General features: G+C 54.9%; 18 protein-coding genes. 10 read left to right on the forward strand and 8 right to left on the reverse strand.

Going from position 1 to position 19,224, the window contains the following annotated elements; translation table 11 throughout:
- The first annotated feature begins 3 nt into the window (after positions 1–3).
- The 3 genes from mtlD (at position 4) to ACMGGR_RS20930 (ending at position 2,221) form a co-directional block, all read left to right on the forward strand.
- Entirely contained in the window at positions 4–1,155 is a 1,152-nt protein-coding gene (mtlD, locus tag ACMGGR_RS20920) for a mannitol-1-phosphate 5-dehydrogenase (protein ID WP_414147781.1), read from the forward strand.
- A 92-nt stretch (positions 1,156–1,247) separates the two neighbouring features.
- Entirely contained in the window at positions 1,248–1,787 is a 540-nt protein-coding gene (locus ACMGGR_RS20925; RefSeq protein ID WP_281434605.1) for an MltR family transcriptional regulator, read from the forward strand.
- A 71-nt stretch (positions 1,788–1,858) separates the two neighbouring features.
- Entirely contained in the window at positions 1,859–2,221 is a 363-nt protein-coding gene (locus ACMGGR_RS20930; RefSeq protein ID WP_246760268.1) for a YibL family ribosome-associated protein, read from the forward strand.
- Between the two features lie 287 nt (positions 2,222–2,508).
- On the opposite strand, the gene ACMGGR_RS20935 is transcribed toward ACMGGR_RS20930, so the two are convergent.
- The 6 genes from ACMGGR_RS20935 to ACMGGR_RS20960 form a co-directional block, all read right to left on the reverse strand.
- Complete coding sequence (locus ACMGGR_RS20935) at positions 2,509–4,968, reverse strand: autotransporter outer membrane beta-barrel domain-containing protein (protein ID WP_414147782.1); 2,460 nt, start codon at positions 4,966–4,968, stop codon at positions 2,509–2,511.
- Between the two features lie 496 nt (positions 4,969–5,464).
- Positions 5,465–6,526: a sugar ABC transporter substrate-binding protein gene (locus ACMGGR_RS20940; RefSeq protein ID WP_414147783.1), complete on the reverse strand. Its 1,062-nt coding sequence runs from the start codon at positions 6,524–6,526 to the stop codon at positions 5,465–5,467.
- An 8-nt stretch (positions 6,527–6,534) separates the two neighbouring features.
- The gene (locus ACMGGR_RS20945; RefSeq protein WP_246760271.1) at positions 6,535–7,530 is read right to left on the reverse strand and encodes an ABC transporter permease; all 996 of its coding nucleotides are present in this window, start codon (positions 7,528–7,530) and stop codon (positions 6,535–6,537) included.
- Entirely contained in the window at positions 7,527–9,032 is a 1,506-nt protein-coding gene (locus ACMGGR_RS20950) for a sugar ABC transporter ATP-binding protein (protein WP_414147784.1), read from the reverse strand. The genes ACMGGR_RS20945 and ACMGGR_RS20950 overlap by 4 nt, the downstream gene beginning before the upstream one ends.
- 344 nt (positions 9,033–9,376) lie before the next feature.
- Positions 9,377–9,994, reverse strand: a complete 618-nt coding sequence (gene sodA / locus ACMGGR_RS20955; protein ID WP_246760273.1) for a superoxide dismutase [Mn] — start codon at positions 9,992–9,994, stop codon at positions 9,377–9,379.
- A gap of 240 nt (positions 9,995–10,234) precedes the next feature.
- Positions 10,235–11,260, reverse strand: a complete 1,026-nt coding sequence (locus ACMGGR_RS20960; protein ID WP_414147785.1) for a LacI family DNA-binding transcriptional regulator — start codon at positions 11,258–11,260, stop codon at positions 10,235–10,237.
- Positions 11,261–11,485: 225 nt separating this feature from the next.
- Here ACMGGR_RS20960 and ACMGGR_RS20965 point away from each other — a divergent pair, with 225 nt between their 5' ends.
- From ACMGGR_RS20965 to alsE, 4 genes are read left to right on the forward strand one after another with little or no spacing between them, the layout of a single operon-like run.
- A complete protein-coding gene (locus ACMGGR_RS20965) occupies positions 11,486–11,947 on the forward strand; it encodes a PTS sugar transporter subunit IIA (RefSeq protein ID WP_414147786.1) in 462 nt (153 codons plus the stop codon).
- Positions 11,944–12,210, forward strand: a complete 267-nt coding sequence (locus ACMGGR_RS20970) for a PTS sugar transporter subunit IIB (RefSeq protein WP_246760276.1) — start codon at positions 11,944–11,946, stop codon at positions 12,208–12,210. Before ACMGGR_RS20965 ends, ACMGGR_RS20970 begins: the two co-directional genes overlap by 4 nt.
- 30 nt (positions 12,211–12,240) lie before the next feature.
- Positions 12,241–13,503 carry a PTS ascorbate transporter subunit IIC gene (locus tag ACMGGR_RS20975; RefSeq protein ID WP_246760277.1) on the forward strand — a complete coding sequence of 421 codons (1,263 nt, stop codon included), beginning with the start codon at positions 12,241–12,243 and terminating at the stop codon, positions 13,501–13,503.
- 23 nt (positions 13,504–13,526) lie between these two features.
- The gene (alsE, locus tag ACMGGR_RS20980; protein ID WP_414147787.1) at positions 13,527–14,207 is read left to right on the forward strand and encodes a D-allulose 6-phosphate 3-epimerase; all 681 of its coding nucleotides are present in this window, start codon (positions 13,527–13,529) and stop codon (positions 14,205–14,207) included.
- Between the two features lie 30 nt (positions 14,208–14,237).
- On the opposite strand, the gene ACMGGR_RS20985 is transcribed toward alsE, so the two are convergent.
- Positions 14,238–15,578: an aspartate aminotransferase family protein gene (locus tag ACMGGR_RS20985; protein WP_414147788.1), complete on the reverse strand. Its 1,341-nt coding sequence runs from the start codon at positions 15,576–15,578 to the stop codon at positions 14,238–14,240.
- A gap of 197 nt (positions 15,579–15,775) precedes the next feature.
- Between ACMGGR_RS20985 and ACMGGR_RS20990 the strand changes: the two genes are divergently transcribed.
- The gene (locus ACMGGR_RS20990; RefSeq protein WP_414147789.1) at positions 15,776–16,552 is read left to right on the forward strand and encodes a DeoR/GlpR family DNA-binding transcription regulator; all 777 of its coding nucleotides are present in this window, start codon (positions 15,776–15,778) and stop codon (positions 16,550–16,552) included.
- On the opposite strand, the gene fdhD is transcribed toward ACMGGR_RS20990, so the two are convergent.
- Positions 16,549–17,361: a formate dehydrogenase accessory sulfurtransferase FdhD gene (fdhD, locus tag ACMGGR_RS20995; RefSeq protein WP_246760281.1), complete on the reverse strand. Its 813-nt coding sequence runs from the start codon at positions 17,359–17,361 to the stop codon at positions 16,549–16,551. The two genes, ACMGGR_RS20990 and fdhD, sit on opposite strands and share 4 nt — an antisense overlap.
- Positions 17,362–17,603: 242 nt before the next feature.
- Between fdhD and fdhE the strand changes: the two genes are divergently transcribed.
- The gene (fdhE, locus tag ACMGGR_RS21000) at positions 17,604–18,527 is read left to right on the forward strand and encodes a formate dehydrogenase accessory protein FdhE (RefSeq protein WP_414147790.1); all 924 of its coding nucleotides are present in this window, start codon (positions 17,604–17,606) and stop codon (positions 18,525–18,527) included.
- A gap of 51 nt (positions 18,528–18,578) precedes the next feature.
- On the forward strand, positions 18,579–19,187 hold the full coding sequence (locus tag ACMGGR_RS21005; protein ID WP_246760283.1) for a glutathione S-transferase: 609 nt from the start codon (positions 18,579–18,581) through the stop codon (positions 19,185–19,187).
- Positions 19,188–19,224: the final 37 nt, after the last annotated feature.

A 19,224-nucleotide genomic window follows, 5' to 3' on the forward strand; every position in this document is an offset into this window, starting at 1 on the left:
ATTATGAAAGCTCTTCATTTCGGTGCCGGTAATATCGGCCGTGGTTTTATTGGCAAGCTGCTGGCGGATGCCGGTGTGCAGCTCACTTTCGCGGACGTTAACCAGACGGTACTGGACGCGCTTAACGCCAGGCACGAATATTCGGTACACGTTGTTGGCGAACAGGCGCAGGTCGACGTCGTTAAAGGCGTCAACGCCGTTAACAGCGCCAGCGACGAGATTATTCCGCTGATTGCCGAAGTGGATCTGGTTACCACGGCGGTCGGCCCGCAAATTCTGGAGCGTATCGCTGGCGGTATTGCCAGGGGGCTGATCCAGCGTAGCGAAAGCGGCAACGAGCGCCCGCTGAATATTATCGCCTGTGAAAACATGGTGCGCGGCACCACGCAGCTGAAAGGCCACGTGTTAAAGGCGCTGCCGGAACAGTATCATGCCTGGCTCGAAGCCAACGTTGGCTTTGTAGATTCCGCCGTAGACCGCATCGTGCCCCCTTCCGCCGCCGGAACAACCGATCCGCTGGAAGTAACGGTAGAAACGTTCAGCGAGTGGATCGTTGATAAAACCCAGTTTAAGGGCGATCTGCGTGCCATTCCGGGCATGGAACCAACCGATAACCTGATGGCTTTTGTCGAGCGCAAGCTGTTTACCCTGAACACCGGCCACGCGATTACCGCCTATCTTGGCCAGCTGGCCGGTCACGCCACCATTCGTGACGCGATTCTGGATGAGAAAGTCCGCGCGGTAGTAAAAGGCGCAATGGAAGAGAGCGGCGCGGTGCTGATTGCCCGTTACGGCTTTGAAGCGGATAAGCACGCGGCCTATATCCAGAAAATTTTGGGTCGTTTTGAAAACCCTTATTTGCAGGACGATGTGGAACGCGTGGGCCGCCAGCCGCTGCGTAAGCTGAGCGCGGGCGACCGCCTGATTAAACCAACGCTGGGTACGATAGAGTATCAGCTGCCGCATACGAATCTGGTCAAAGGTATTGCGGCGGCGCTGCACTATCACAGCGATCAGGATCCTCAGGCGCAGGAGCTGGCCGAACTGATTAACCGCCTGGGCGTGCAGGCCGCGCTGGCGCAGGTTTCCGGTCTGGAAGCCGACGGTGAAGTGGTCAGGGCAGCCGTTGCCGCCTGGCACGCCATGGCGAAATAAAACGCGTTCAGGGATGGAAACGGGCGCAATCACCTTGCGCCCGCAGGCGGAAACCGAAAAGGAGCACGGGCGCACCCCGCGCCAGGGTTAAGATGATGCAGGCTCTTATGGAAAAACCACAGGCTTTCGAAAATCGGGTGCTGGAGCGCCTGAATGCCGAACGAACGGCCAGACGTTTTTTTGCTACGGCCGTCGAACTGCTGAGCGAAGCGATTGATATGCTGGTGGTACAGGTATTCCGTAAGGATGATTACGCGGTGAAATACGCGGTTGAGCCTTTGCTGCTGGGCAACGGCCCGCTTGGCGAACTTTCGGTCAGGCTTAAGCTGGTTTACGGCCTTGGCGTGATTGGTCGAGACGAATATGAAGATGCCGAACTGCTGCTGGCACTACGCGAAGCGCTGTTCGATGAGGGTAGCGAATACCGATTTACGGATGATGAACTGCTTGGCCCCTTTGGCGAGCTACACTGTGTGGTATCTTTGCCCCCCGGCCCGGACGTCAACAGTGCCGATGAAGAGCTGCGCGCTATGCTGCAACAGCGCTATCAGCAGATGGTGCGTTCCACGCTGGTCCTGTCGCTGACGGAACTGATTTCCCGCCTTGGTGCTCGCCAGGCTTTTAAAAAGTAGCGGGCGCTTCCTGCGCTGAATGACGCTTTCGTGTATCCTTGCCTCAATGAATCACTCAATGGTTAATGACAATGAAAGAACAAATCCAGGCAGAAATTAAAACGCTCAGCGACAAGCTGGATGCCTTGACGCGTAAAGAACCGCTGCTGCTGGAGTCCGGCGATGCGGAAAAGCTGGGCGAGCTGATGAAGGAAAAAGAGAAGCTGGTGGTTGAGCTGGAACGCCTGCGCGGCGTTCGCGAGCAGAAGCTCAGCAAAGAGGCGCAGAAGCTAAAACAGCTGCCTTTCAGCCGCGCCATCACTAAAAAAGAGCAGGCCAACATGGGTGCGCTGAAGAAAAGCGTGCGCGGTATCGTGGTCGTACATCCGATGACCGCGCTGGGCCGCGAGATGGGACTACAGGAAGTGACTGGTTTCGCCAGAACCACGTTTTAAGCCCGCTAAGGCAGGCACAGAAAACGCTTCCGTGCCTGCTTTTAAAAATTACCGAATAAAGCCGTTGCAAAGGGCACCGGGCAAAGCCGTTTCAACATTACCGGCCGAAGCCGTTGCAAATGGCGCCGGGCAGAGCCGTTTCAACATTACCGGCCGAAGCCGTTGCAAATAGCGCCGGGCAGAGCCGTTTCAACATTACCGGCCGCAGCCGTTGCAAATGGCGCCGGGCAGAGCCGTTTCAACATTACCGGCCGAAGCCGTTGCAAATGGCGCCGGTTAAAGCCACCTCAAAACCGCCAGCTCGCGCCTGCCGTGACGTTCCACGGCGACTCAACGTGTTTTCCCTTCATGTAGCCAGCGCCAACGTGCGTGGAGAACGTGGGGCTTAGCTGCGCCCGAATGCCCGCCTGATAATGCCCCCGCCTGCCGCTCAGGTCATTTTTAAACCAGTCGTGATTTACTTTCACCCGATTTTTCCTGATGTTTTCCTGTTCCAGACTGATGCTGGCCCACGGGCGCAGCTCCGCCTGACTAACCTTAACCGCGTATTCTGCCCGGATGCCTGCCGCCGTCAGCAGTGAACGCTGCGGTCCAATATGGGCTTTCATACCGTTATTTAAGGTCAGGTGACTGCTTTTTCCGGTAAATCCGGTTAGCGACACAAAAGGCGTGACGGCTACTGCCCCCAGGCGAAACGCTTTTCCCGCGTTAACATTACTCCCTACGCCCAGGGTATTAAAACGGCCATTCGCCGCGCCCCCGCCGGTCATCCTGCCGTGAACGTCGTGTACAAAGCGGTTAAGCTTCAGCGTGCCGTCCAGCCAGTAGCCGCTATCGTGCTGCCACAGGCCATACCCTCCCCCTGACCAGCTTTCTATATTGGCCTTGCCGAGCCCTTTACCGCGGAAACCCATATCGCTATGGCTATAGCTGAAGAACACGCCCTGTACGGCCAGGCTTTCTTCATTACGCTGCGCGCGATCGGCACCAATGGTCAGCGCGTTAACCTTCATTCGATAACTGGCGCCCGCTTCGTTACTGACGTTCAGCCGACTATCGCGGAACGTTCCCCAAACGTTGCGTTCGTGGTTGCGGAACGCCATACCAGCCAGACGCTCGCTAAGGATTTCCAGTTCCTGTCTGAAAATTAAAGGATCGGCCGTGGCCACCGAGAGCACGGCGGCGGTTGCAGGCGTGATGGAATAGTCAGTGGCGGGCGCAGGCACCGGCGTAACATCTGTCGGCGTATCGGTGCCGTTATCTGTGTCGATATCTGCGTCAGTATCTGTATCGGTTGGGCCATCCGTTTCCTCAGCGTCGGCCTGGGGATTATCCTGCGGCTCGTCCGGATTGGTCTGAGGTTCATCTGGTTTGGGCTGAGGATTGTCGGGTTCGATTGCTGGCTGTTCGGGTTCAGTCCCTGGCTCGTCTGGTTCAGGCTGCGGCTCGTCCGACTCGCTATTGTCATCCGGCAGCGGTGCCGGTTCAACGCGCTGCGGCGTTAAGGACCAGCCTCCCTGCCCGTCGGCTATCAGATAATATTGATAAGTTCCCAGATCCACCACGTTGCCGCTATTCGCCAGGGTAAAAGAAGCGTCACCCTTCCCGATCTGGATAATTTGCAGGCTCTCTTCGCGTTCAGGGCTGGTGCCCTTGTCTTCAACATAGACAGCAAAATTGCCGGTCGCGCTGCCTGTTACGCTAAGGAAATCCCCTTTCAGCTGATTGAGCATAGTATTCATGTAAAAAGAACCGCTACCGGCAAGGCTCTTCATCGTTAGCGTGGAATAGCCCACTTTGTCGTAATTAATCGTGCCGCCAGCCAGCGTCACGTCGCCCAGCGAAAAATGGTAGGAACCAGATTGAGATTCGTTAGTTGCCAGCCAAATATAGCCAGAGCCGGAAACGGTATAAACAGCGTTTCCCGTGTCTGAACCAACATTAATACACAGTCGCCCACCATCGTTTATCGCAATATTTCCCCGCAGCGAAGAAAGAATACTCCAGTCGAAATAATTAGGCGCAACGTTCAAAGAGCCGTTGATGGTGGCATCGGTAATAGTACCGGAATTAAGGTTCCCATAACCGTTTTTATTAATAGTGAGATTTTGCGACCAGGCCTGCGTTTTGCCGCCCAAAATATAGAGATCCTTATTAATCACGGTATCAATATCCGTACCCGCGATATTAACAAAGTTACCGCTATTCAGCGTCGTGCCGACCATTGTTCCGGTTTTTAACCAGACGTAACCAGAATTAATCCGGGTATTATTCATCACGGCGCTGGAACCTTCCAGGAAAACATAATTCCTTGGCTCTATTTCAATGGTCCAGTTATTGGTCTGCGCATAGTCATTAACAGTGGCGGTTGCACCCGTAGCTATAAAAGCATTATCAGAGACGGCGATAGCGCCAGCCTGACCGCCCACCGTAAAGATTCCGCCTGAATTTACGGTGGTATTACTATCTCGCCCGCCCTGATTGAGTAAAGTGCCGCCAGAATTAATCACCGAACTTTCCGTTATACCGCCAGGGTTGAGGATCTGTACGCCACCGGAGTTGATAGTCGTGCCGGTTGCCGTACCGTAAACCTGCTGTGTGTTACTGCTACCGCTATCATCAAGCGTCTCGCCCGCTACCGAACGACCGGCAGCAACTTCTTCAGTGAACGCGAGTGCCACATCGGGCAGCATAAAAGGGATAAGCGAAGCCGCTATACTTGTTAGTATCGATCCTGCTGTTTTCATGAATTGCTGTCATCCATTAGAAATAAATTAATGAGGCAACCGATAGGGATTAATGCCATACCGCCATCTGCCCGCACTTTTAACAGAAATAAATTACCATTCCTTTTCATTTTAATAACACATTTAAAGGTTTTACCAATTATTTTTTATCACCTCCTTTTAAAGGATATTTTACATTGCCATTAACAACCACAACACAACTGTTATTAACAATTATTTCCTGAACTCACTTAATAATAAAAAATAACATTTTAAAAGCCCCTCTGTTACACTCGTTGATATAGCATAGCGGGGTAAAATAATTTGGCGAGAAAAAGAAAGTTTTTTGCCTTTAGTTAAGACGTTTTATCTTGAAGAGTGGCGTGATGGCGTAGAAAAGACGGGAGGGTATTAGAATTTTTTTAGCAAAAAACTCACATAAAACGGCCGATAAAATACGCCGCACCTTACTCAGTCAATAACACAACCTTTCGGGCGCGGCGGCCGGGACAAGCAATTATTTTTTAGCGTACTTAGCGCTAAGCGTGGCGAACCACGGCGCCACGAAATCCTGTGACTCCCCCCAACCCGGAATAATACGGTTCAGAGTAGCGACATTAACGGCCTGGCCTTCCAGCTGTGACTGGGCGATTGCAGAGGCTTTAAACTGGTAGGTTGCCGGCGTAGCTTCCCCTGCCAGCTTCTTCGCGACCAGGCGCATATTTATCGCGCCAATCAGCTTGCTGTCTACCGCCACGGTCTGCTTCCACGGGCTGTTTTTTTCACGCATCAGCTGCAAATCCTGATTGGACGCATCAATGCTGTAGAGTTTTATTTCGGTGCGCCCGTTTTCCTGCAGTGCCTTATAAGCTCCCTGAGCAAAAGCATCCCATGAGGCCCAGATGGCATCGATTTTCCCTTTTGGGTATTTGGCAAGAATAGCGCCGATTTTATTGGCGGTATCACCCTGTACGTCAGAAGAAACCGCGCCGATAGATTCCAGTTGATGAATGCCCGGATTCGCTTTCAGCACTTTTTCGTAAACTACCTGGCGACGCTCCATTGCCGGAAAACCTGCTACCCACAGCTTGACGATATTGGCTTTGCCGCCGGTATCCTTAATCAGCTTGTCGAGAGAAAGCTGCGCGAGGGAAGCATCATCCTGCGCGGTAACGGTAACGCCTTCCACAGGCTGGTTCACTGGCGTATCAAAGACCGACACTTTTATCCCGGCGTCGGCAATACGTTTTACCAGCGCCGTTGAGTAAGGATCTTTTCCGTGGGAAAGAATAATGCCGTCATATTTCTGGCTGATTGCCTGGTTAACAAAATCCTGAAAACGCGCGTCGTCGCCGTTGCTCAGAAAAGTACTGACCTTAAAACCCAGCTGGCGTCCCTGCTGGATAGCGCCCGCAACAAACTGCGTCGTGTTATCGTCGGAACCCAAATTGCGGATTACCGCAATGCGGACTGGCCCCTGATGGCTGGTAAACGCGGCAGGAATATCGGCAGGTGCGGCAAAGGTCGGCAGCGCCGTTAACAGGCTTACGGCCAGCAGTGATACGTTAAGTTTTTTCATTGTTGTCCCTACGCCTGACGGCGCTGAATGTAGGTAATTGCCAGTGCCACAGCCAGCACCAGACCTTTGATAATATCCATGGCGTAATAAGGCACGGAAAGCATGACCAGCCCGTTTTGTAATACGCCAAGGATCACCGCGCCAAGCAGCGTGCCCAGCGCGTTAGGCTTCCCGGAACCGGCCAGAGAGAGGCCAATCCAGGCCGCCGCGACCGCATCCATCAAATAACCGCTGCCCGCGTTAACCTGCGAGGAACCAATACGGGAAGCCAGCAGTATGCCGCCCAGTCCGGCCAGCAAGGAGGCCAGCACGTAAGCCAGCACGCGATAGCGATGAGTACGAATACCGGAAAGGCGCGCCGCCTCCGGGTTGCCACCAATTGCATACATACGGCGGCCATGCTTGGTTAGCGACAGCCCGAGCTGCGCCACAACCGTGACCACCACCATCACGATAACAATGGTCGGCACCTGGCCCAGCAGCGAAAAATTAGCGGGGATTGCGCCTTCCGCCATATCTCCATTCGGCATCACCATATTTTCAGTAATGGAGCCGCCAAAGCTGTAGGTCATCGCCACGCCCTGCACGATAAACAAGCTGGCCAGCGTGGCTAACATATCGGGAATTTTCAGGACGACGATCAGAAAGGCGTTAAACAAACCAACCAGCGTACACAGCAGCAGGGTGAGCGCAATCGCCTCGGCTGAACCAAAGCCGTACCAGACGAATAGCGAGATAACCAGCGAGTTGGCCAGCGATGCCGTAGAGCCGACAGAGAGATCGAAACCGCCGATAGTTAACGAAATGGACACGCCGGTCGCGATGACCGTGACGATAGCGATGGCGCGCAAGATATTGATAATGTTGGTTGGTTCCAGAAAACTGTCCGAAGCCAGGCCAAAAGCGGCGATCAGGATCGCCACCGTCAGCAGCATTCCCCATTTATAAAGAAATTCAAACAGCTGATGTCGCGTCGCCTTCAGGGTTAGTTCTTTGCTGCTCACGCAGGCGCTCCTCCGGTGGAATAAAGTAAAAGAGTTTCTTCATCGGCCTCGCTGGCATCCATTTCCGCCACGATTTTGCCGTCCCAGAGCACGCAGATACGGTCGCACAGGCCGACCAGCTCGGCAAATTCGCCCGAGGCATAAATCACCCCTTTTCCCTGGCGGGCCAGCGTGTCGATTAAAGAAAAAAGATCGGTTTTAGCTTTGATATCAACGCCTTTTGTCGGCTCGTCAAAAATCAGCACGTCCGCGTCGTTGCGCAGCCATTTGCCAATAGCTACTTTTTGCTGATTGCCGCCGGACAGGCGGCGCAGCGTTTGTTGCGGGCCGGTGGTGCGAATACCCAGCTTTTGAATGACTTCCTCGGCCCAGCGCCACGCCTGGCGATGCCCGAAGATGCCCCATTGTGAAAAGCTGTTATCGGCGCTGACGCTCAGGTTCATCGTCACCGGCTCATCGATGAAAATGCCTTCTTTGCGTCGCTCTTCCGGAATGAGCGCCATGCCCTGCGCCACTGAAGCGGAGGGCGAAGCGGGCTTCCAGGCTTTGCCGTGCAGTTCACCACGCGCAATACGGCTACGGCTGGCACCAAACAACGCTTTGCACAGTTCAGTTTTCCCTGCGCCAGCCAGACCGGCAATGCCCAGGATTTCGCCTTTGCGCAGCGTCAGCGAGATATTTTTCAGCAAGGTGTCATCGTGCAGCGCCTCAACGCTCAACAGCGTTTCGCCGTGGTTGTCCTTACGGCGCGGCGGATAGATATCTGCCAGCTGATGGCCCAGCATTTTCTCAACGATCTGTTCGCCGCTGAGCGAGGCCATTGGCACCGCTTCAATCAAACGACCGTCGCGTAATACCGTCAGCCGATCGCATATAGCGCGCAGTTCGTGAACGCGATGGGAAATAAAAACCACGCCGATCCCGCTGTTTTGCAAACGGCGAACAACCGCAAACAGCCGTTCGCTTTCGTGCCGATCCAGCGGCGCGGTCGGTTCATCCAGGATCAGAAAGCGGCAGTGATGGGAAAGCGCGCGGGCCAGCAAAATCTGCTGTTTTTCCGCCAGCGTGCACTGGTCAATACGACGCCTGACATCCAGAGAAACATCCAGCTGCGCCAGCAGCGCGCGTGCCTGGCGACGAATTTCGCGCCAGCGGTACAGCTGACCGCCTTCGGCCAATCTGTCCAGCATAATGTTTTCCGCCACGCTAAGCGTTGGCACCAGCGCCACGTCCACTTCCTGCTGCACAAGATGAATGCCCAACTGCTTTGCATCGCGTGGAGAACGGATGGAGACGGGCTGACCGTCCAGCAGAATTTCGCCACGATAGTGATCATATGCGCCGGAAAGCACGGCCATTAGCGTCGATTTCCCCGCGCCGTTAGCGCCGGTTAACGCATGTACGCTATGGCCTGCAAGCGTGAAATCCACGCCGCTAAGCGCGCTAAACCCGCCAAATTCGATAGAGATTTGCCGCATTTCAAGACGGTTAACTGCGCTCATAAAAATGACTCTCTGGCTGGAAGCTGCCTTATTTTTCAGGGCTTAGTCACGGCAGGCAACGAACGAAAGCGCATAAGCTAACACAAAATATTATTAGCCATCCAGACGCCCGGACATTTAAGCATCTAAATTCAGCAGCAGCGTATAAATCAACACAAACCAGCGCAATACCTTGCTTTAACAATATTTAACTCGGGGGCCAGGATTTTTTAACATGCGGCGGAGAGAACATTTTCAGTAAAGAAAATCAGAGTGATAGCAGGGGGGAAACAGCAGATGAGCAGTTAACAGGCAAAAAAAAACCGACGAGCCAGGCTCATCGGTTTCGTCATCAGGTGATGGCATTATTTCGCAGCGGCGAAATTCTGTGCTGCCACGTCCCAGTTTACTACGTCCCAGAACGCCTTGATGTAGTCAGGGCGTTTGTTCTGGTATTTCAGGTAGTAAGCGTGTTCCCACACGTCCAGGCCGATAACTGGCGTACCGGAAGCGCCGGAAATCGCTTCACCCATCAGCGGGCTATCCTGGTTAGCAGTTGAAACAACCGCCAGCTTGCCGTCTTTCTTAACCAGCCATGCCCAGCCGGAACCGAAACGGGTTGCTGCCGCTTTTTCAAATGCTTCTTTGAACGCTTCAACGCTGCCGAAATCTTTTTCGATAGCCGCTTTCAGCTCGCCGCTCAGGGTGGTGCCGGTTTTCAGGCCTTTCCAGAAGAAGCTGTGGTTAGCGTGGCCGCCCGCGTTATTACGCAGCACGGTTTTTTTGTCGGCAGGAACCTGATCCAGTTTGGTAATCAGTTCTTCAACCGGCAGATCAGCAAACTCGGTGCCTTCCAGCGCGGCGTTCGCGTTGTTCACGTAAGTCTGGTGGTGTTTGGTATGATGGATTTCCATCGTCTGCTTGTCGAAATGCGGTTCCAGTGCGTCGTATGCGTAAGGCAGGGATGGCAGTGAATAACTCATGTTCATCATCTCCATTGGTTTTTTGTGCAGCACATCTCAAGGGCGTGCCGCGTAAGCAGTCGGATCATTATAGTTAAATTAATGATCCGGAAAAGGGTTATCAATGCCCCGTCCTTTATAAGGTTATTGCCTCTGGCCTGCCTGTGGCACGCCTTAGATGCTTAACCTGGCTCTACAGAGCAAAAAGGTATAAGCCGCCAGGGGTAAAAGGCGCGGATAACGGCGGCTTTCCCGGATCGCTCAGCTTTTACCGGTGCTGGCACGCGGTTGTAGCGTAACGGGTAGCTCATTCCAGCCCGGCGGCTCTTCCCCCCGTAGTGCCGCCAGCAGCCGTTTCCCGGCCAGCTTGCCCATTTCCGCATAGGGTAAAACCACCGTAGTCAGCGGCGGCGAACAGACAGCGGCCAGATGACCGCCGCCGATACTGGCGACGGCCAGCTGGCTGGGAATAGCAATGCCGGAAGCGTGACAGGCCATAATGACGCCGCAGGCAACCTCGTCGCTGGTACAAATCAGCACGTCGATTTCAGGCCAGGTCAGCTGGATTTCCGGTAGCAACGCATGCCCGGCCGCAAATCCCGCAGGCTGGGGTGACGTAACCACGCGATGAGGCGACAAATTATGCGCCAGCATGCCGCTGTGCCAGCCGTTCAACAGCTGGCTGAAAATGGTATTACTGGTTTGCGTACACAGCAGGCCCGGATGCCGAAAACCCTTCTCTATCAGCGCCTGAATCAGCTGCCGAATAGCTTTAGCATAATCGACACCGATGCTGATCCCGGCGGAATCGTGATGCACGCCGCCGATATCCATCACCGGTAAGCCAGAATGGCTTAACTGCCGGTGGGCCGCTTCCGGATTATCAAAATTAAAATGCACCATCGCTGCCGGATTGTAAGAAAGCAGCATTTCGATCAGTTCGTTTTCGCCAGCTGCCGAGTGCCTGGCTTCCGCCAGCATCACGTTGTATCCCTCAGGCCGCAATACCGCCTGTAGCGCCTCCGACACGGCCGCGCAGCCTGGCGTGGCGAAAGAAGGAACCACCATAGTAATCAGCTTTGAGGAAGCCGAAGCCAGGTTGCGCGCCTGAAGATTGGGGACATAGCCCAGCTCGGCTACCGCCGCGTCAATCTTTTCCCGGATATCGGAAGAGACCTTTTCCGGCATTCGCAACGCGCGTGAGGCCGTCATAGTGCTTACGCCAACCAGTCGGGCGACATCGGCCAGCGTACTTTTCCCGGTATTGCGCCGCCGTTTTTCTGCCATGAATTCTCCTGCAGCCAGCTGTTTCAACTGGACGCAGCTTAAAACCAAACGCCCTGCCGCGCCATGTTAAAAAAGCGGCATTGTCCCCGCCAGGCGTAAATGTTAGCGATAACACAAAAATTAACATTTCTGATGTTAGCGCTAACTTTTGCGACAACAATCACGGAAAAGCGGGCAGAAAAGCGCCTAAAGTGCAGGCTATCGGGCAACAACGGGAGAAGCACAATGCTGGCAAACTGGCTTACGGCTGGAAATATTCAACTTACTGAACGGGTCGATGACTGGCAGGATGCGGTTCGGCTGGCCGCCGCGCCGTTGCTGGCACAGCAGGCGATCGCGCCTGATTATCTCCAGGCCATTTTCCATTCCCATGCTCAGCTTGGCCCTTATTACGTGCTGGCTCCCGGTCTTGCCATGCCGCATGCGCGGCCTGAAGAAGGCGCGTTAAAAAACGGGCTGTCGCTGTTACGCATCAATCAGGGCGTCAGTTTTAACAGTGCGGAAAACGATCCCGTTTACGTGGTCATCATGCTTTGCGCCGTGTCGGGCGAAGAGCATCTCAACATGATCGGCGAGCTGGCCGATCTGTTTAGCGACGAGTCGCGCCTGCAACAGCTGTTGTCGGCCACTACTCTGGCAGCCATTCAGGCCGCCATTAGCCAGCCATCCGTGGAGAAAACACCATGAAAAAAGTACTGATCGTTTGTGGAAATGGGTTAGGCAGCAGCTTTATTGTCGAAATGAACGTTAAAAAAATTCTTGCTGAATTAGGTAAGACCGCCGAGGTCAGCCACACCGATTTGACCACCGCGCGCTCAGAAACTGCCGATCTGATATTAAGCGCGCAGGATATTGCCGACCGCCTCACCGATCACAGCGCGCAGGTATTTGGCCTGAGCAACCTGCTGGATAACGCCAGAATAAAAGCGATCCTCGCTGAACATCTGTAAACCAGGCCCTTCAAACGCACGGAGTCGTTTATGCTGCAGTTTATTATTAAGGATGTTCTCGGAACACCGGCAATACTGGTCGGCATTTTTTCACTCATCGGCTTACTATTGCAGAAAAAAGCGTTTTCAGAAGTTATTTCCGGCACGCTGAAAACCATTATGGGCTTTTTAATTCTGATTGCAGGAGCAAATTTAATTGCGGCCACGCTGACCATATTCAGCCAGCTTTTTGAACACTCATTTAATATTCAGGGCGTCGTACCCAATACCGATGCCATGGCCGCGCTGGCGCAAAAGAATTACGGCACGGCCACGGCTATGATTATGGTGTTCGGGATGCTGATTAATATTTTACTGGCGAGAATTACGCCGCTGAAATATATCTTCCTGACCGGCCACCATACGCTTTATATGTCGGCCATGCTCGCCGTCATCCTGTCCGTGGGCGGCTTTAGCGGCTTCTGGCTGGTGGCGACCGGCGCGCTGATTTTGGGCGCAATGATGGTGGTTTCCCCGGCCATTTTGCAGCCTTTTACCCGTAAAATTACGCGTTCTGACGATCTGGCGCTCGGCCATTTTGGTTCTACCGGCTATCTGCTGGCCGCGCTGGTCGGTAAGGTGGTGGGCAAAGGCAGCCCCTCAACGGAAGAGCTAAAGGTGCCGAAGTCGCTGAACTTTCTGCGCGACTCTTCGGTAGCCATTTCCCTGACCATGATGATTTTGTTTGTGGCGCTGGTGCTGATTGCCGGTAAAACCTTTACCGAAAGCCAGGTCAGCGACGGCCAGAACTTCCTGGTTTTCGCCATTATCCAGTCCATTACCTTTGCCGCTGGCGTTTACATTATCCTGGCCGGCGTGCGCATGGTAATAGCGGAAATTGTTCCGGCTTTTAAGGGCATTGCCGACAAGCTGGTAAAAGACGCCAAACCGGCGCTCGACTGCCCGACGGTTTTCCCCTTCGCGCCGAACGCGGTTATTATCGGATTTCTGTGTAGCTTTGCCGCGGGTCTGATCAGCATGTTTCTCTGTCCGCTGTTTGGCCTGAGCGTGATCGTTCCCGGCCTGGTGCCCCACTTCTTCTGCGGCGCAACCGCTGGCGTCTATGGCAACATCACCGGCGGCCGACGCGGCGCGATAATAGGTGCTTTTGTCCAGGGCCTGCTGATCTCTTTCCTGCCCGCTATTTTACTGCCGCTGATGGGCGATCTGGGCTTTGCCTCCACCACCTTCGGCGACGCCGACTTTGGCGTGATGGGCATTATTCTCGGCAAGCTGATTGCTTTCTTTCATTAACGCTCTGACGACAGGAAGAACGTATGAACGCAAAATTTTCACCTTCATTAATGTGTATGGACTTAACCCGTTTTCGTGAGCAGATTGAAGCAATGAACGACAAGGCCGCTTTCTATCACGTGGATATTATGGACGGCAGCTATGTAAAAAATATTACGCTGTCGCCATTTTTTATTGAGAACCTGCGCAAGATTACCACTGTGCCCATTGACGTGCATTTAATGGTTAACCATCCGGAAGATATTATTCCGATGTGCCTGGCGGCGGGCGCGGATATTATCAGCTTTCATCCGGAGACGGCGAATAACAAAATATTCCGTCTGCTGACGCAAATAAAAGAGGCGGGGAAACGCTGCGGCGTGGTTTTAAATCCGGCTACGCCTGCCGAGGCTATTAATGAATATGCGCATTTGCTGGATAAAGTTACGGTAATGTCGGTCGATCCTGGTTTCGCCGGACAGCAATTTATTCCGCAGACGCTGGATAAGATCCGCCAACTGATCCGCATGCGAGAACAGCGCGGCTGGCACTATCTGACGGAAATTGACGGCTCCTGTAACGCGCGTACGTTTAAACAGGTCGCCGCTTCCGGCGTGGAGGTATTTATTGTCGGCACGTCCGGTCTCTTCAGCCTGGCGGAAGATATGAATGAGGCCTGGGCATGCATGGAGGCCAGCTTCTGTCAGGAAACCGCCGTGGCGTAGAAAAGCTGGCGGCCAGCGCCGCCCGCTTTTTTAACGTAGCGCGGCGCTCAGCGATTTATCCAGCGCGCCCACCAGCCAGTCGATATCGCTTTCCTGAAACGCCAACGGTGGACGCAGCTTCAGCACGTTACCGTACGGGCCAGCCACCGAGGTCAGCACGCGGTTTTCCCGTAGTTTTTCAGTCACGTCCAGCGCCAGCTGCTTGTCCGGCGTTTTGCTGGCTTTATCTTTCACCAGCTCAAAGCCGATAAACAGGCCTGCGCCACGCACGTCGCCCACACACTCATACTTCTCTTTTAGCGTTAACAGCTCTTTAAGCAGTTTTTCCCCCACGACGCGGCTGTGCTGCTGGAGCTGCTCTTCTTTAATCACTTTCAGCACGGCCTGCGCCGCCGCCATCGCCACCGGATTGCCGCCAAAGGTATTAAAGTAAGGAATATCATCGCTGAAGGCGGCCAGCACGTCGCTTTTCGCCAGCAGCGCGGAAACCGGGATGCCGTTACCCATTGGCTTGCCGGTCGTCACGATGTCCGGCACCACGTCATGGCGCGCAAAGCCCCAGAACGCCTCGCCGGTGCGGGCGAAACCAGGCTGCACCTCATCGGCAATAAAGATGCCGCCGTTTTTATGCACTACCTCAACCGCCTTTTGCAGAAAGCCTTTCGGGCCGGGCAGCACGCCGTCGGAAGAGAAAATCGAATCCGCCAGAAAACCAGCAAACTTAATGCCGTGCGCGGCCATATCGTCAATCTGCCGCTGGATTTCACTGGCGAACCAGTCGCCCAAATCCGGCGCGTTAACGCGATAACGGTCGGGCGGCGACACCAGGCGGGTGGTAGCCGCCAGCGGCTGGCCGGAGCCTAACGCAGGCGATACGCCGGACGTCAGATCGCTGGTGCCGTGATAGGCTTCCTGGCTGACGATAATCCCCGTTCCGCCGCTGTATGCGCGTGCCACGCGAATAGCTAGATCGTTTGCTTCTGAGCCGGTACACATATACATAGCGCGATCGATTGCGCCGGGCATCGTTGCCAACAGATCTTCTGAATAATCCAGAATACGCTCGTGCAGATAGCGCGTGTGGGTGTTCAGCTGCTGCATCTGCTGGTACACCGCATCAATCACCGCAGGATGACAGTGGCCAATACTCGCCACGTTATTGTAGGCATCCAGATACTTCTCTCCGGCCGCATCCCACAAGTATTGCCCTTCGCCCCGCACCAGATGAACCGGCTTGCGGTAAAACAGACGATAGGATTCGCCCAGAATTTTGCTGCGCTTATCGGTTAGTTTACGCACGTCGGCATCCAGACCGGCGGCGTGTTCTGCGCGAAAGCTGTTGGTATCCATTATGGTCGAACGTGTAGCCATGATAACTCCCGTTGCGAAGCGAAAGGTGAGAAGGCCAGGCGGCCGGTCTGCTTTCATCATGCCAACATTTGGCACAAATGCAACCAAATACACAAAAGCAATAAAATACACATGCGGCGGCGGGGATTATCGGTTAGGCTACAGGTATTGTCTCTGCTGGCCCTTGCCCGTCGGCCAGGCTTTTAAGGAAATTATCCATGCTTCAGGAAACGCGCCTGCATCGGATCCGCGCGCTGCTGTCTACGCTGGGTCACGTCAGTACCGAGCGCATTATCAAAGAGTTAGGCATCTCACGCGAAACAGCGAGAAGAGACATTATCGAGCTGGAAGCGTCAGGTGCTGCACGTCGCGTGCACGGCGGCCTGATGGCAATGGATGCAGAACCGGAACCGCCGCTGACCGTGCGTAGCGCAGTCCGCGCCAGGGAAAAACGCGCTATCGCTCGCGCTGCTACCCGGCTGTTAAAAGCGCGGCAAACGCTGTTTATTGATGCGGGCAGTACGACAACTATGCTGGCAGAAGAGCTGCGCACCATGTCGGGCCTGACCATTATTACCAATAGCCTGAACGCCGCGCTGACGCTTTCTGCCGCTGACGAAGGCGAAAAACTCAATAACGACATTATCCTGCTGGGCGGCAGCATGCTGGCCGGGGCGCAGGAAACGCGCGGCGAACTCACCGTAGAAGAGATTCATCGTTACCGGGCGGAGGTGGCGATGCTGTCGCCGACGGGCATCGACAGCCGCCAGGGTGCCAGCAGCTTTCATCCGCACGAAGCGGCGATTGCCCGCGCGATGGTACGCCAGGCCAGCCAGTCAATTTTGCTGGCCGACCACAGCAAACTGGGCCTTGCCAGCCGCGTCTCTTATGCCAGCGTGCAGCAGATCGCCACCCTGGTAACGGATAGCGGTGCGGCAGACTCGCCGGCCTTTGCCGAGCTGGAAAGCGTTTTGCCGCAGATAATCGTGGCTTAAACCAGCCGCTGCGGATGCGTGTAGACCGTGGCGCGGCCTGGTTTGCTAAAGCCCACCAGCGTCAGGTTGCTGCGTTGGGCAACCTCAACCGCCAGCCGGGTAGCGGCGGAAACGGCAAACAAAATTTCTACGCCGCACATTGCGGACTTCTGCACCATCTCGTAGCTGGCACGGCTGGAAACCAGCACCGCGCCGGACTGCCACCCAGGTTGCTGGCTGCGCAAACCAAGCAGCTTATCCAGCGCCACGTGGCGGCCAACATCTTCGCAGCCACCGGCCAGATTACCGTCCGGCATCATCCAGGCCGCCGCGTGCGTACAGCCCGTCAGCTGGCCTACGGGCTGATAGCTTTTTAGCTGCGCCAGCGCGACATCCAGCCGATCCAGCGCGAATGTCTGGGTGAAAGGCAGCGGCTGCACGGGTTTGCCGATTTCCGCCAGCTGCTCCACGCCGCACACGCCGCAGCCGGTACGCCCCGCCATGGCCCGCCGCTGCTCTTTTAGCCCCATAAAACGACGGCTCGACAGCTCTACCTGAACCTCAAGGCCGCCGCAGGAAGGCTGGATATCGATACCGTAAATATCGCCAGGCGCCGCGATAATCCCTTCCGACAGCGAGAAACCAATGGCAAACGCCTCCAGATCTTTTGGTGTCGCCATCATCACCACATGCGAAATCCCGTTGTAGACCAGCGCAACCGGCACTTCATCCGCCAGCCAGTCTTCTTTTGCCGTCTGCAGCGAATCGCGCTGCCAGACCTGCACCTGGCCTGCGCCAGCCGTTGCACTGCTTATGTCATCTTTAACCATTGTGCCCACCTGAAAAACGCTCTCTGACGATAGCATCGCCTATGATAACGCCGTCGTCACGTTCAGGGTTTAACCTTTCTCTGCATAGCCGCAGGTAAAAAATTCATAAAATTGCCCAAAACAGGGAAGCGTTAGCCGGGGGACGCTATAATTTCTTACAGGGGAACCCTTATTATTCGCGCAGGTGATAAAGCCCTGCTTTGCCGTCAGCGGCCGGATTTGCCAGTAAACAGGAAAATTTCATGAGTATTCGCATTCTTCCGCAGGGGCAGTTGGCAAAAGGCGAGGCAATAACGGCGGAGCGAGTCCCGCCGTTGCTTTTCCCCCGTCTGAAAAATTTATATTCTCGTCGCGCGGCGCGGTTGTATCAACTGGCGGAGAAAAACCCGCTGGGCGACTACCTGCGTTTTGCAGCCGTTATCGCCAGCGCGCAGGAAATTGTGCTTTACGATCATCCTTTGCAAATGGATCTGCACGCGAGGCTGAGCGAGTCCGCCGCCCTGGACAAGCCGCCGCTGGACAGCAAGACGCTGCCGCGCGACGCGCACTGGCGGCGCTTGCTGCAGTCGCTGATTGCAGAAATGAAACCGGAAATGACCGGTCAGGCGCTGGCCGTGCTGGAAAATCTGGAAAAGGCGTCCGCGAACGAGCTGGAAACCATGGCGTCTGCCCTGCTGGCTGGCGACTTTGCTCTGGTCAGCAGCGATAAATCGCCTTTTATCTGGGCGGCGCTTTCGCTGTACTGGGCGCAGATGGCGGCGCTGATCCCCGGCAAAGCCTATACGGAATCTCACGGCCAGCGGCCGTTTTGCCCGGTATGCGGCAGTGTGCCGGTGGCGGGCATGGTGCATATCGGCGCACGGCAGGATGACGAGCGCTACCTGCACTGCAATCTTTGCGAAAGCGAATGGCTTGCGGCGAGAGGAAAATGCAGCAACTGTCAGCAGAGCGACAATCTGCATGACTGGTCGCAGAATGCGGTTTCACCCGTTAAGGTAGAAAGCTGCGGCGACTGCGGCACCTATATGAAGATGCTGTCTCAGGAAAAAGACCCGGCCGTTGAACCGGTTGCCGACGATCTCGCGTCGCTGGTGTTCGACGCCCGGATGGAACAGGAAGGTTTTTCACGCAGCAGCCTGAATCCTTTTCTGTTTCCAGGAGAATAATTTTATAAACAGAGGCTGACCAGAAAAGCGGTCATAACGGGGAAGCGCGTAATGAAACTTATCGGCAGTTACACCAGTCCTTTTGTACGAAAAATTTCGGTCATCCTGCTGGAAAAAGGCATTACGTTTGAATTTATCAACGAATCGCCCTGGACCGATGAGAGCCACGTACCGCATTACAATCCGCTGGGGAAAGTGCCCGCGCTGGTCGCCGGACAGGAAACCTGGTACGACTCGCATATCATTGCGGCCTATCTGGAACAGCTGGATATTGCGCCCGCGCTGATGCCGCGCGACAGGCTGGCGGCATTGAAAGTGCAGCAGCTGGAGGCGCTGGCAGACGGTATTGGCGATGCGGCGGTGATCCTGCTGCGCGAACAAATGCGGCCGCCGGAACAACAGATGGAAGGCCAGCTGCTACGCCAGCGCGAAAAAATTCTGCGTGGTCTGGACGCGCTGGAAAAAGAAGCGGTTAAAGGCATCACGCTAAACAGCGGTAAGCTGAACGTGGCGGATATTGCCACCGCCTGCCTGATTGGCTTTTTAAATTTCCGCCGCATTGTCCCTAACTGGTGCGTGGATCGGCCAGCGCTGGTTAAGCTGGCGGAAAACATGTTCCAGCGTGAAAGCTTTGCCCGCACGGTGCCGCCAACGGCCTGAGTAAACTCACTTCCCTTCGGCCAGGCTCTCGCCTGGC

The sequence above is a fragment of the Erwinia sp. BNK-24-b genome, from assembly GCF_047456155.1.
Taxonomy (GTDB): Bacteria; Pseudomonadota; Gammaproteobacteria; order Enterobacterales; family Enterobacteriaceae; genus Erwinia; species Erwinia phyllosphaerae.